A 14175-nucleotide genomic window follows, 5' to 3' on the forward strand; every position below is an offset into this window, starting at 1 on the left:
CGCCCTTTATTGCTGCGCGACCGCGGTCGGTTGGGCCGGGACGATCGCCTTGGGCCCGCACGATTCAACGCACATCCGGCAGCCGGTGCACATCGCGGTGTCGATGGTGGTGAATTTGAGGTCGTGGGTCGAGCCGTCGGCGCGGGTCCGGGTTTCGGTGCGCTTGACCGTGATCGCCGGACAGCCGACCTTGATGCAATTGCCGCAGCCGGTACAGCTCTCGTCGATCACCTTCAGCGGCGGCTGGCGGTCGAAGAATTCCGACAGCACGCAGGGGCGGGTGGTGATGATTACCGACGGGGCCGGGACCGCGATCTCTTCCTTGATGGTCTTGTAGACCACCGGCAGCAGATAGGGATCGACGGTGCGGATGCGTTCGGGAGCGACGCCCAGCGCCTCGACCAGCTTGGCGAAATCGATCCGGGGGGCCTCGTCGCCGGTCAGGCTTTTGCCGGTGCCGGGATGGTTCTGGCCGCCGGTCATTCCGGTGGTGCGGTTGTCGAGGATGATCGCGGTGACGTTGCCACGGTTATAGACGATGTCGAGCAGACCCTGCATTCCCATGTGCAGGAAGGTCGAATCGCCGATCACGGCGACGACGCTTTTGTCCTTGGTCTCTGCCGAGCGGGCCTTGTCCATACCGAGCGCGATGCCCATCGAGGCACCCATCGAGATGGTGGTGTCGAGCGCGTTCCACGGATGGCCGGCGCCCAGGGTGTAGCAGCCGATATCGCCGGAAATCTGCACCTGCTTGCGCAGCCGGGACAGCGAGTAATAGACCCCCATGTGCGGACAGGCCGGGCACATCGTCGGCGGGCGGGGGAACGGGTCGATCTTGGGATAGACGCTGCCCTTGGGCAGCGGCTCGCCGACCAGCCCGTGGATCGCCGGGATCAGCACGTTGGGGGTCAGTTCGCCCAGGCGCGGCAACAGATCCTTGCCGTGGATGCGCGACAGACCGGCGGCCTTTAGTTCGTTTTCCATCAGCGGCTCGGTCTCTTCGACCACCACCAGATGGGCGACGCGGGACGCCATCTTTTCGACCAGTCCGACCGGGACCGGATAGGTGAAGCCAAGCTTCAGCACCGGCGAATCCGGGAAACACTCGCGCACATGCATATAGGCCGGGCCGGAGGTGACAAAGCCGATGCGGCGGTCCTTGCCGTCTTCCATCCGGTTCAACGGCGAGGATTCGGCCAGGGCCAGCAGCTTGGTTTCGCGGGCGATCTGGGCCGGGATCTGGCCCTTGGCGTTGGCCGGGGTCATCACCCAGCGGCGCGGATCAGAGGCAAAGCCGGTGATGTCGTGGACGACCCGCTCGCCGACCTCGACCACCGCCTTGACGTGGCAGACGCGGGTGGTCAGACGGAGCAGGACCGGAGTGTTGCACGCCTCGGACAGCTCGAAGGCGTACTTGACCATCTCATAGGCTTCCTGGGAATCCGCGGGCTCCAGGATCGGCAGATGGGCGAAGCGGCCCCAATAGCGGGAATCCTGCTCGTTCTGCGACGAGCTCATCCCGACATCGTCGGCGACGGCGATCACCAGTCCGCCGACGACGCCAGCGACGGTGATCGTCATCAGCGCGTCCGAGGCGACGTTGAGCCCGACATGCTTCATCGCGCAGAACGACCGCGCTCCGGACATCGAGCCGCCGATGGCGACTTCCAGCGCGACTTTCTCGTTGACCGACCATTCGGCGTAGAGGTCGGGATAAAGCGCCAGACTTTCAAGAATCTCGGTCGAGGGGGTACCGGGATAAGCGGAAGCGATACGCGCTCCGGCTTCCCAGACGCCCCGAGCGATGGCGTCGTTCCCCGACAGAAGAAGGCGGGCGTGCGGCTGTGCCTGGACGGCGGCGGACATGCAAAAAGCTCCTTCGAGACGTCCCCTGAAGTCCGGATCGGGCCGAAGGCCGGAGCCGGAAGGGCCGGAGCCTACCATTGCCGCCCTTCCAACCGGAAGCGGAATGAGCGCAGGGCGGCGTCGCGGTTACGACGCTTCGGGCGGGCCGGTCTGAAGGTCGAGCACTAACTCGATCACCTCATGCTCTCCGGACGGGTGAGGCCGGAATCCGGCGCGGCGGGCCAGTTTCAGCATCGCCATGTTTTCGCTCATGATCTGGGCGAAAATCTGGCCGGTGCCCCGTGTCCGCTGGTGGCGGATGATCTTGTCGAGCAGGGTGTGGCCGAGCCCGGTCCCCTTCAGGTCCGAGCGGACCAGGATGCCCAGTTCGGCCCGCTGATTGTCGGGATCGGCGACGGTGCGGACGACGCCCAGGGTTTCCTGATGACCATCGGCGTCGGTCCGGGTGGCGATAAAGGCCATTTCGCGCTCGTAATCAATCTGGGTCATCCGGGCCAATTGGAAATGCTGGACCTCCCGCACCAGCCCGAAGAAGCGCATCCGCAAATCCTGCGGTGTCATCTTTGCGATCAACTCGGCGTGGGCGGGTTCGTCCTCGGGGCGGATCGGCCGCAGCAGGATCGGGGTGCCGTCCTTCATCACCGCGTTTTCTTCCAACTCGGCCGGGTAGGGCAGAATGGCGAAGCGGCGCAGGTCGCTATCCTCCCACGGCCGCACCCGGACCCGGGCATCAAGCGCCACCACCCCCTCGTTGTCGGCGAACAGCGGGTTGATGTCGCAGGCGACGATCTCGGGATTGTCGGCCAGCATCCGCGACAGCCGGACTAGAACCTCGGCAACGGCGTCGCGGTCGGCGGCGGGGCGGGTGTCGCTCGCCTTCAGCAGCCGGGCGATCCGGGTCCGTCCGATCATGCTGCGCGCCAGCGGCAGGTTCAGCGGCGGCAGGCCGACGGTATGGTCGCGCGGCACTTCGACGGCGCGGCCGCCCTCGCCGAACACGATCACTGGCCCGAACAGCGGGTCACAGGCGATTCCGGCGATCAGCAACCGGGCCTCGGGCCGGTAGAGCGAGCGCTGGACGGTAAAGCCCGCGCTTTCGGCCTCGGGATTGTCGGCGGCGACGCGGCGGCGGATCGCCAAGGCGGCGGTCCGCACCGCCTCGGCGGTGTCGAGCCCGAGCGCGATCGCGCCCGCCTCGGTCTTGCGGGCCAGATCGGGCCGGTCGAGGGTCAAGGACACCGGAAAGCCCAACCGTTCGGCGGCGGCGGCGGCGTCTTCGGGGGTGGCGGCGCGTTCGGCCGCCTGGATCGGGATGCCATAGGCGGCGAGCAGGGCGCGGGCTTCGGAATCGATCAGCATCCCCTCAGGCGCCGACAGGCCGCGTTCGACGATGGGGCGGGCGGCGATCCGCGCCTCGGCAAAGCCCTCCCATTGCGACGGCGGCGTCTCCATCAGCATCGTCTGATTGCGGCGGTAATGGACCAGATGGCGGAAAGCTCGCACCGCCTGGCCGGGGGTGGCATAGGTCGGCAACCCGGCCTCGGCGAACAATCGCCGGGCCGGAGCCACCGCCTCCTCGCCGACCCAGGCGGTCAGCACCGCGCCGTGCTGGCGCTTCTGCGCCTCGATTACCGCCTGGGCGGGGGCGACCGGCTCGGTCATCGCGTTGGGGGCGTGGACCGCCAGCACCGCATTGACCTCTTCGGATTCGATCAGGGTGCGGACCGCCTCGCCATAGCGCTTGCCGTCGGCATCAAGGCCAAGGTCGAGCGGATTGCCGATCGCGGTTCCCTTCGGCAGCAGCGCCGCCAGCTTGGCCCGGGTCGCCTCGGACAACTCGGCCAGCCGGGGGCCGCCGGGCTCGTCCATCTCGGCCTGGGCCATCCGCGCCATGCCGCCGCCGTTCGACACCACCGCCAGCCGGTGGCCCGGCACCGTTCGTGCCCGCGCCAGCGTCTCGACCGCGCCGAACAATTCATCGACATCGCCGACCCTGAGCGCGCCCGAACGGCGGACGGCGGCGTCGAAACATTCCTCGGGGCTGGCCAGCGCCTCGGACAGGAACGCGCCGGGACGGCGGATGTCGAGATGCCCCGGCACCCGCACCAGCAGCAGCGGCTTGTTGCGGGCGGCGGCGCGGGCGGCGGCGACCAGATCGCCGCGGCGGCGGATCTGTTCGATATAAAGCAGGATCGCCCGGGTCTGGTCGTCGTTGGCGAGATAATCGAGCACGTCGGCGAAATCAATGTCGTCGCCGTCGCCCAGGCTGATGAAATGGGAAAAGCCGATCCCGTGTGGCCGCGCCCAATCTAGCACCGCGCCGCACAATTCGCCCGATTGCGACACCAGCGCCACTTTGCCCGGCAGGGCCTGAAGGTGCGAGAAGCTGGCCATCAGCCCGATTCGGGGCACCAGAATGCCGAGACTGCCGGTGCCGAGAACCCGCACCCCGAAATGGCGGGCGGCGGCCAGCATCGCCGGGCGATCGACATCGGTGGCGATGACGATCGCGGCGCGGGTACCGATCCGCCCCAGATGTTCGATCAGGTCCGGCACGCCCGCGCCCGGGGTGCACAGCACCGCAAGATCGGGCACCAGCGGCAGGGATTCGACATCGGGATAGGCCAGCACTCCGGCCACCGCCCTCTGATGGGAATTGACCGGCATGATCGGGCCTTTGAACCCGCCGGTCAGCAGATTGTGCATCACCACCGCCCCGGCCGAGAGCGGGCGGTCGGACGCTCCGATCACCGCGACCGATGCGGGGGCGAACAGGTGGGACAGATTGCGGAGGCTCATGTCCTAAAACCCTTTCCTTCCGGCCTTCACGCCCGTGCCGCCATCGTTTATGGTGCTGATCCGGCCGTTCGTCTCAGTCTGCTAGATGGTGTCCCAATGCGCAATGTGGCTGTCCTCGTTCTGGCCTTCTCCGTCCTTTCCTTCGCCGCATTGGCGGAAGAGGGAGGGGGACCGGTGCTGTCGCAGCCGCTGACCGCGCCCCTTGCCGCGCCGTCCTCCGAGGATAGCGCCGCCCCAACCGCGCCGCCGCGTTCCGTCCCGGCGGTTGCCCCCGCCGCCGCCGAACCGGCGGCTCCGTCTTTGCAGGCGGCCAAGCCGTCGTCCCCCCCCCTGGCCGTCCCGGTTGCTCCGCCGACCGAGCCGGTCGCGTCCGCGTCAGCCTCCGCCTCGTCCTCCGACTCCCTGCCGTCACTGGCGGCGTGGCTCCAGGGGCTGATGCTTCTGGTCGGCGCGCTGATCGCCGGTCTGATCGGGATGGCGGTCGCGGTGACGCTTCAGGGCCGCGATCTGTCCCGCCGCCGCCGCGCTATCGCCGCGACACTGGCGATCGAACTGGAGGCGCGGCGTCAGGCCTTCGCGGCGGTGCCGTCGCCGCCCAACGCCGAAGCCGGGGTGTCGTTCGTCTCGGCAGTCGCGGCCTTGGCCGATTTCGATTGCGGCTGGCGCGCGGCGCAAGGCTCGCTCTATCTGCTGCCCGACAAACTGGCCGGTCATCTGTCGGTCCATTACGGCGCGGTCCATCACGTCGCCGCCTTCGTCAAGGGACAGTCGTTTGCCGCCGCGCTCCGGATGCTTCAGGCCAACCGGATCGGTGGCCATCCCTGCCCCGACGCGGTGGCGATGCGCGAGGCCCATGTCGAGCTTGCCGCCGCCTTCCGGGGCGTCGATAAGCTGCTGCTGGGGCTGAAGGCGCTGGGGTGAGGGGACCGGAACCTCTCCGCGCTTATTTGCAGACGAAGAAGCTGTCGTTCCGGTGGTTCTTGCGCTGGGCGGCCTGTTTATCGACCAGGCCGAGCTCGGCATCGGCTTTGGCATAGCCGTTCGGGCAGACCCGCATCGCGGCGGTCCGGCAGCTTTCGAACCAATTCAGCCCGTCCCGGCAATTGATGTAATAGAGGCTGGTGCCGTCGCTGCGCTCGAAGCGGGTGACCTCGGCGCAGGCGGACAATCCGGCGAGGGCGGTCAGGGCCAGCAAAGCGGCGGCCCAGCGGCGGGGCAGGGCATATCCGGCACGAATCATCGAAGAGGTCTCCGCCAAGGTCGGGCGCGCGTCGTCGTCTTGCGCGCCAGCCTGTTTAGCATGCGGGCGGCGGGTCTGAAAGATCATCAAGACACCGCCGCTCGGTGCCGCTTCTACACCCGGACCAGATGGACCTCGGTGATCGGCTTCTTGCCGTGGCTGTCGCGCAACGAGCGGCGCACCCCCAGCCGCGCCGCCTCGCGCACCACCGCATCGTCGCGGCGGGCCTTGGTTGGCAGGGCCTCGATCGCGGCAACCACCGCCTCGATCACGGTGGCGTGTTCCTCGGCCTCGTGGGCGGCGTCGAGCAGGCCGAGCGCGGTCAATTGGGGATCGCCCAACAGGCGGCCGGTCTTGTCGATCACCACCGTCACCACCGCCGAGCCGTTGAACACCATCCGGCGGCGGTTGCGCAGGATTTCCGAATCGAGCGAGACCAGACGCGGCCCGTCCAGGCACAGGCGGCCGGTGGGGATGTGGTCGATCACCTCGGCCGGGCCGGGGGCCAGCCGCAACAGCGCGCCGTCGGACAGTTCGACCGTCTGCTCCGCCCCCATCTCGGCGGCGAGGCGGGCATGCTCCTGCTGGTGGCGGGCTTCGCCATGGACCGGCACGGCGATGCGCGGACGCACCAGCCGGTACATCTCCTCGACCTCTTCGCGGCCGGGATGGCCCGAAACGTGGACAAAGGCTTCCTTGTCGGTCACCACTTCGACGCCGAGGCGGATCAGGTCGTTCTGAAGCCGGAAGATGCCCTTTTCGTTGCCGGGGATGATCCGCGACGAGAAGATCGCGACGTCACCCTTGCCCAGCACGACATGGGGATGGTCCCCGGCGGCGATCCGGGCCAGCGCGGCGCGGGGCTCGCCCTGGCTGCCGGTGCAGAGATAGAGCACCTTGTCCTTGGGCAGATATCCGGCATCGTGCTCGGTCAGGAATGGCGGCAGATCGGTCAGGTGGCCGGTCTCGCGCGCGGCCCGTTCGATCCGCCACAACGAGCGCCCGACCAGGGCGACATGGCGGTCGTTGGCGGCAGCGGCGATCGCGATGCTTTCCAGCCGGGCGACGTTGGTGGCAAAGCACGACACCGCGATCCGCCCGCGATAGCGGCCGAACAGCTCGATCAGGCTGCCGCGCACCTCGGATTCCGAACCGGAATGGCCCTTGGTGAAGACGTTGGTCGAATCGCCGACCATCGCCAGGACTCCCTCGCGCCCGATCCGGCGCAGCGCGTCGAAATCGGTCGGCAGGCCGACCTGGGGATCGGGATCGAACTTCCAATCGCCGGTATGGACCACGGTGCCTGCCGGGGTGCGGATCGCCAGCGATTGCGCTTCGGGAATCGAGTGGGTGACCGGGATCATCTCGACCGCGAACGGCCCGGCGGTGAAGCGACCCCCCGGCGCAATCACGGTAATCGGCACGATGTCCTGCAAGCCGACTTCGTGCAGCTTGGCCTTCAGGATCGCGGCGGCGAACGGGGTGGCATAGACCGGACAGCGCAGGCGCGGCCACAGATACTGGATCGCGCCCAGATGATCCTCGTGGCCATGGGTCAGCACCAACCCGACCAGATGGTCGCGTCGTTCCTCGATCCAGGCCGGATCGGGCATCACCACATCGACCATCGGCATCGAATCGTCGCCGAAGGTGACGCCAAGATCGACCATCAGCCACTGTCCGTCATAGCCGTACAGCGACAGGTTCATCCCGATTTCGCCCGCCCCGCCCAGCGGCAGGTAATACAGCTCGTTGCCCTCGGGGAAATAGGTCATCGGGCAACCGGTGCGGCATTGCGGCGGTGGATTTCCAACAGCCCCCGCAGGGTCAGATCGGCGTCCAGCGCCCCGATCACCGGGGTGGCGTCGGCGAACAGCGGGGCGAGGCCGCCGGTCGCCACCACCATCATCTCGGTTCCAAACTCGTCCTTAATTCTCCGCACCAATCCCTCTATCAGGCTGACATAGCCCCAAAAAATTCCAGATTGCATCGCTGGCACCGTCGCCTTGCCGATCACATGGCGCGGCCGTCCGATAGCGACGCGCGGCAGCTTGGCCGCAGCCATGTGCAGCGCTTCCAGCGACAGGTTGATTCCCGGCGCGATCGCGCCGCCGCAATAATTGCCGACGGCATCGATCACGTCGAAGGTGGTGGCGGTGCCGAAATCGATCACGATCAGCGGCCCCTCATAGCGGCGATGGGCGGCGACGGCGTTGACCAGCCGGTCGGCCCCGACTTCCTCGGGCCGGTCGAGCAGGATCGCCAGACCGAGATCGACCCCTTCGTCGCCAACCACCAGCGGCTCGCAATTGAAATAGCGCCGGCACAGAGTCTTCAGATGGAACACCATCGCCGGAACCACGCTGGCGATGATCGCCGCGCCGATATCCTGGCGTCGCAAGCCCTCGATCGTCAGCAACTGGGTCAGCCACACCCCCAATTCGTCGGCGGTGCGCTCGGTATTGGTCGAGGTGCGCCACTCGCCGCGCAAACGGTCGCCTTCGAACACCGCGAATACGATGTTGGTGTTGCCCGAATCGATGGCCAACAGCATGATAACAGTCTCCTGGGATCACGAAGCAGGGAAGAACACATCTCCCGCCAGAATACGGCGACGTCCGGCTGGTCCTTGGTCCAGCACCAGCGCGCCGTCGTCGTCAAGGGCGGCGAAACGACCGGTCAGGGTCTCGGTTTCCAACCGGACCATTGCCGTTTCGCCTAGGCCCAATGCCCGCTCCAGCCAGGCCCGGCGCAGCGGGGCGAACCCTTCGGCCCGCCAGGCCGCCAGCAACGGCCCGAAATGGCGGCAGAATTCGGCCAGCACCACCTCTGGACCGCCGCTCCAGCCGAGAGCGGCCAGCGCGGTCGCGGGCTGCATCACTTGGTCCGGCGGCGGCGCGGCGGCGACGTTGACGCCCAATCCCAGCACCAGCCAGCCGTCGCCCGCGCCGTCGAGCAGCATTCCGGCGATCTTGGCGTTGGGGTTGCCCGCGCCTCCTGCGACCATCACGTCGTTCGGCCATTTGCAGCGAAAATCGGCGGCGGGGACCAGTTCGGCCAGCGCGGCGGCCAAAGCGGCGGCGGCGGCAAAGCCCAGTTCAGCCGACCGCGCCAACGGCCCGGATTGGCGGATCAGCAGCGAGGCGTGCAGATTGCCCGCCGGGCTGACCCAGGTCCGGCCCCGGCGACCGCGCCCGGCGGTCTGGGTTTTGGCGGTGACGACGAGAAGATCGCGGGCTTGGCCACGATCGACCAATCGGCGCGCCTCGTCATTGGTGCTTCCGGCCTGCTCCAGCGCCAACAGATCGAACGGGTCCGGCAGATCGGGGAAAGGGCTCATCCGGTGGGGAACAGCGCCGCCGCCGCCGCCTTGGCCCCGGTGACCAGGGGAGCGGGCAGGAAGGTGAAGCCCAGCACGACCAGGGTTCCGACGCTCATCGCCACCACCGGGGCCGTGCCGACCGGACGGTCGAACGATTCGACCGGCTCGTCGAAATACATCAACTTGACGATCCGCAGGTAGTAATAGGCGGCCACCACGCTGGTGATCAGGCCGATCACCGCCAGCGGGTACAGCCCGGCCTCGATCGCCGCCATGAAGACGTAGAACTTGCCCCAGAACCCGGCCAGCGGCGGGATGCCCGCCATCGAGAACATCAACACCGCCATCACGAAGGCCATCGCCGGATTGGTCTTCGACAGACCGGCCAGATCGGCAATCGCCTCGACATGGCGTCCCATCCGCCGCATCGACAAAATCACCGCGAACACCGCGATGTTCATGAACAGATAGATCGTCATGTAGATCAGGACGGACTGCACGCCCAGCACCGAACCGGCGGCGAGACCAACCAGGACGTATCCGGCATGGCCGATCGAGCTATAGGCCATCAGCCGCTTGATGTTGGCCTGGGTCAGGGCGGCGAAGGCTCCGACCAGCATCGAGATCAGCGCCAGCGCCACCACCACTTGGCGCCATTGGTCGGTCATCGCCGCGAACGGCTCGACCATCACCCGGGTCAGCAGACAGAGCGCGGCGATCTTGGGCGCGACCGAGAAGAAGGCGGTGACCGGGGTCGGCGCGCCTTCATAGACGTCGGGGGTCCACATATGGAACGGGGCCGCCGACACTTTGAAGGCGAGACCGGCGACGACGAACACCAGCCCGACGACGATGCCGATCGCGGGCGGACCGGAGACGTCCTCGAACGAGCGCGACAGTCCCAGGAACGAGGTGGTGCCGGAGAAGCCGTACAGCAGCGACACGCCATAGAGCAGCAGGCCCGAGGCCAGCGCGCCCAGCACGAAATACTTCACCCCGGCCTCGGCGGCACGGGGATTGTCGCGGTGATAGGCGGCCAGCACATAGAGCGGCAAGCTCGACAGTTCGAGGCCCATATAGAGCGACATGAAGTCGTTGGCCGAGACCATCACCATCATGCCGAGCGTCGAGAACAGCACCAGCACCGGATATTCGAACCGGGCGGTCTTCTCGCGCTCAAGGTACGGAATCGCCAGCGCGATCGACAGGACCGAACCGATCAGGATCAGTTGCTTGGAAAAAGCGGCGAAGCGGTCGGCGACGAACAGGCCGCCGAACCCGGTCTGACGGTCGGGGCCGAGCGCCCAGATCAGCAGCATCGCCGTCACCATCGTCATGATGCAGAGCGTCGCGATTGGGCGGGTGGCGTCGCCGGAGCGAAACACGCCGACCAGCACCAGGATCAGACCGCACAACGCCACGAACAGTTCGGGCAGCACGGGAAGAAGGTCGAGAGTCACGGTCACGTCGCCATCCCCCTAGCGTGTCGCCGCCGCCAAACCGGCCTGAGCCGCCTTGGCGAGTTCGAAATTGTCGATCAGCTTGGCCACGGAGGCATGCATCGGGTCGAGGAAGGTTGCCGGATGCACGCCCATCCACACCACCAGCACCGCCAGCGGCAGGAAAACCAGAATTTCGCGGGCAGAGAGGTCGGGCAGCATCTTCAAATCCTCGTGCACCAACCGGCCAAAGAACACCCGGCGGTACAGATACAGCATGTATGCGGCTCCCAGGATCACTCCGGTCGAGGCCAGAGTGGCCACCAGCCGGTCAACCTGGAACACGCCGATCAGAACCAGGAACTCACCGACGAAGCCGGAGGTTCCAGGCAGCCCGATCGACGCCAGGGTGAACAGCATGAACAGGGCGGCATAGACCGGCATCCGGCTCGCCAGACCGCCGAACCGCGCGATCTCGCGCGTATGCAAGCGATCATAGATGACTCCGACGCCCAGGAACAGGGCCGCTGCGACGATTCCGTGTGACAACATCTGGATCAGCGCGCCCTCGACACCTTGCGGCGTCATCGCGAACAGACCCAGCGTCACATAGCCCATATGAGCGACCGAGCTATAGGCGATCAGCTTCTTGATGTCGTCTTGGACCAGCGCCACCAACGAGGTGTAGATCACCGCCACCACCGACAGCACCTGGATCAGCGGGGTGAAGAACACCGAGGCGTCGGGCAGCATCGGCAGCGAGAAGCGCAGGAAGCCATAGGCGCCCATCTTCAGCAGCACACCGGCCAGGATCACCGATCCGGCGGTGGGGGCCTCGACGTGGGCATCGGGCAGCCAGGTATGGACCGGCCACATCGGCACCTTGACCGCGAACGAGGCGAAGAAGGCCATCCACAGCCATTTCTGCATCTCAAGCGGGAAGGAATGGGCCATCAGCGAGGGGATGTCGGTGGTCTGCGCCTCGAAATACATCGCCAGCATCGCCACCAGCATCAGCACCGAGCCGAGCAGGGTGTAGAGGAAGAACTTGAAGGCGGCATAGACCCGGCGCTGGCCGCCCCACACCCCGATGATGATGAACATCGGGATCAGCACGCCTTCGAAGAACAGATAGAACAGCACCAGATCAAGGGCGCAGAACATCCCCACCATCATGGTCTCGAGGACCAGGAAGCAGACCATGTACTCTTTGACCCGCTCGCGCACCGCGTTGAAGGTCGACAGGATGCACAAGGGCGTGAGGAAGGTCGATAGCAGCACGAACCACAGCGACACCCCGTCCACCCCCAGCGAGTAGGCGATGGTGGTGCCGGGGAACCACGCGGCGGTTTCCTTCAACTGGAACTCGGGCGAGGCGGCGTCAAAGCGGCCCAGGATGAACAGCGACACCACAAAGGTGGCCAATGCCGTCAGCAGCGCGACGTTGCGGGCATTGCGCGCCACCACCTCGGTCTCACCCCGGATGGTCAGAATGAACAACGCGCCCAGCAGCGGCAGAAACGTCGTCAGCGTGAGAAGCGGCCAGTCGGTCATGGGTCGTCTTCCCCGTCCTTAATTCTTGAAAGCCATGTACCAGGTGACGAGAGCCGCCACCCCGATCAGCATGGCGAACGCGTAGTGGAACAGGTAGCCGGTCTCGGCTGCCGCCACTTTGCGCCCCATCCGGATGCTGGTCGCCGCCACCCCGTCGGGCCCAAGCCCGTCGATCAGGGCTCCGTCGCCACCCTTCCACAATCCGCGTCCCAGCCGGAAGGCGGGGCGGACCAGGATGGCATCGTACAATTCGTCGAAATACCACTTGTTGAGCAGGAAGCGGTGCAGCCCAGGGAACGCCCCGGCCAGCATTCCCGGCAGGCTGGGGGCGAACACATAAAGCAGGTAGGCCGTCGCGATCCCGCCCGCCGCCGCGATCGTCGGCATCAGCGCCACCCACTCGGGGACGTGATGGGCGTTGTCGAGCGCGGGATGGATGTCGGCGACGGTCAGGGCGTGGCCCCAGAAATCGTGGCTGGCCGGACCGACGAACAAATCATAGCCGATCCAACCGGCGAACATCGCGCCCGCGCCCAGGAACAGCAGCGGCACGATCATCACCGCCGGGCTTTCGTGGACATGGGCCATCACCTGCTCGTCGGCGCGGGGGCGGCCGTGGAAGGTCAGCAGCAGCAGACGCCAGGAATAGAACGCGGTCAGCACGGCGGCCAGGAGTCCGACCCAATAAGCGATCTGGCCGACTGGCGTGCCCGCCGCCCATGCCGCTTCGAGGATGATGTCCTTCGAATAATAGCCGGCGAAGAAGGGAATCCCGGCCAGCGCCAGCGAGCCGACCCACATCAGCGCCCAGGTGACCTTGACGTGCTTCCAGATGCCGCCCATCCGGCGGATATCCTGCTCGTCGCTCATCGCGTGGATCACCGATCCGGCGGCGAGGAACAGCAGCGCCTTGAAGAAGGCGTGGGTCATCAGATGGAAGATCGCCGCCTGATAGGCCGACACGCCGAGCGCGAAGAACATGTAGCCAAGCTGCGAGCAGGTCGAATAGGCGATGATCCGCTTGATGTCGTTTTGAACGCAGCCGATCGTCGCGGCAAAAATCGCGGTTGCCGCGCCGACCACCGTCACCACCGCCAGCGCGGCGTCCGACAATTCGAACAACGGGCTCATCCGCGCTACCAGGAACACTCCGGCGGTGACCATCGTCGCGGCATGGATCAGGGCCGACACCGGGGTCGGGCCTTCCATCGCGTCGGGCAGCCAGGTGTGCAGGCCAAGCTGAGCCGACTTGCCCATCGCGCCGACGAACAGCAGCAGACAGCAGACGGTGATTGCGTTGATTTTCAGCCCCAGCACGGTCAGCGTCGCCCCGGCCTTGGCGGGAGCGGCGGCAAAGATCGCGTCGAGCCCGATCGTGCCGAACAGGGCGAACAGACCGAAAATCCCCAACAGGAAGCCGAAATCGCCGACCCGGTTGACGACGAAGGCCTTGATCGCCGCCGCCGAGGCCGAGGGCTTCTCGTACCAGAAGCCGATCAGCAGGTAGGAGGCGAGACCGACCCCTTCCCAGCCGAAGAACAACTGGACCAGATTGTCGGCGGTCACCAGCATCAACATCGCGAAGGTGAACAGCGACAGATAGGCCTGGAACCGCGGAATCGACGGATCGTGGGCCATGTAGCCGATTGAATAGAGGTGGACCGCGGCCGAAACCCAGGTCACCACCACCAGCATCACCGCCGTCAGGGTATCGACCTTCAGCGCCCAGGACAGCTCGAGCCCGCCCGACTTGATCCAGTCGGCCAGGATCACGGTTTCGGTCTGGCCGCCCAGCGCCACCCGGTCGAACACCATGGCAGCGGAAACCGCCGCCATCATCAGCAAGCCGGTGGTGACGATCTGGGATCCCCGCGCGCCAAGGACACGGCCGAACAGACCGGCGGCGACGGCCCCCAGCAGCGGCAGGAAAACGGTGGCGATGACGGTCATCTGAC

10 protein-coding genes are annotated in these 14175 nt (G+C 66.6%); 1 reads left to right on the plus strand and 9 read right to left on the minus strand.

What is annotated here, in order from left to right; all coding sequences use genetic code 11:
• Window positions 1-6: 6 nt before the first annotated feature.
• Complete coding sequence (locus tag BLW40_RS06525; RefSeq protein WP_074766716.1) at window positions 7-1866, minus strand: thiamine pyrophosphate-dependent enzyme; 1860 nt, start codon at window positions 1864-1866, stop codon at window positions 7-9.
• Window positions 1867-1992: 126 nt separating this feature from the next.
• Complete coding sequence (locus tag BLW40_RS06530; protein WP_074766719.1) at window positions 1993-4665, minus strand: bifunctional acetate--CoA ligase family protein/GNAT family N-acetyltransferase; 2673 nt, start codon at window positions 4663-4665, stop codon at window positions 1993-1995.
• Window positions 4666-4761: 96 nt separating this feature from the next.
• Between BLW40_RS06530 and BLW40_RS06535 the strand changes: the two genes are divergently transcribed.
• Window positions 4762-5586 (plus strand): hypothetical protein, encoded by an 825-nt coding sequence (locus tag BLW40_RS06535; RefSeq protein ID WP_074766722.1) that lies wholly within the window; start codon window positions 4762-4764, stop codon window positions 5584-5586.
• Between the two features lie 22 nt (window positions 5587-5608).
• Here the strand turns inward: BLW40_RS06535 and BLW40_RS06540 are convergent, their stop codons facing one another.
• The 7 genes from BLW40_RS06540 to nuoL all read right to left on the minus strand — a co-directional run bounded on the left by BLW40_RS06540 (window position 5609) and on the right by nuoL (window position 14170).
• Entirely contained in the window at window positions 5609-5905 is a 297-nt protein-coding gene (locus BLW40_RS06540; protein WP_139305522.1) for a hypothetical protein, read from the minus strand.
• Window positions 5906-6018: 113 nt separating this feature from the next.
• Window positions 6019-7680 carry a ribonuclease J gene (locus tag BLW40_RS06545; protein ID WP_074766727.1) on the minus strand — a complete coding sequence of 554 codons (1662 nt, stop codon included), beginning with the start codon at window positions 7678-7680 and terminating at the stop codon, window positions 6019-6021.
• Window positions 7677-8459 (minus strand): type III pantothenate kinase, encoded by a 783-nt coding sequence (locus tag BLW40_RS06550; RefSeq protein WP_074766729.1) that lies wholly within the window; start codon window positions 8457-8459, stop codon window positions 7677-7679. Before BLW40_RS06550 ends, BLW40_RS06545 begins: the two co-directional genes overlap by 4 nt.
• A gap of 18 nt (window positions 8460-8477) precedes the next feature.
• Complete coding sequence (locus BLW40_RS06555) at window positions 8478-9245, minus strand: biotin--[acetyl-CoA-carboxylase] ligase (protein WP_083386668.1); 768 nt, start codon at window positions 9243-9245, stop codon at window positions 8478-8480.
• The gene (gene nuoN / locus BLW40_RS06560; RefSeq protein WP_074766731.1) at window positions 9242-10693 is read right to left on the minus strand and encodes an NADH-quinone oxidoreductase subunit NuoN; all 1452 of its coding nucleotides are present in this window, start codon (window positions 10691-10693) and stop codon (window positions 9242-9244) included. Before nuoN ends, BLW40_RS06555 begins: the two co-directional genes overlap by 4 nt.
• 12 nt (window positions 10694-10705) lie before the next feature.
• Window positions 10706-12220 (minus strand): NADH-quinone oxidoreductase subunit M, encoded by a 1515-nt coding sequence (locus BLW40_RS06565; RefSeq protein WP_074766733.1) that lies wholly within the window; start codon window positions 12218-12220, stop codon window positions 10706-10708.
• Window positions 12221-12238: 18 nt separating this feature from the next.
• The gene (gene nuoL, locus BLW40_RS06570; RefSeq protein WP_074766735.1) at window positions 12239-14170 is read right to left on the minus strand and encodes an NADH-quinone oxidoreductase subunit L; all 1932 of its coding nucleotides are present in this window, start codon (window positions 14168-14170) and stop codon (window positions 12239-12241) included.
• Window positions 14171-14175 lie beyond the last annotated feature (5 nt).

Source organism: Magnetospirillum fulvum, from assembly GCF_900108475.1.
GTDB classification, from domain to species: Bacteria; Pseudomonadota; Alphaproteobacteria; order Rhodospirillales; family Magnetospirillaceae; genus Phaeospirillum; species Phaeospirillum fulvum_A.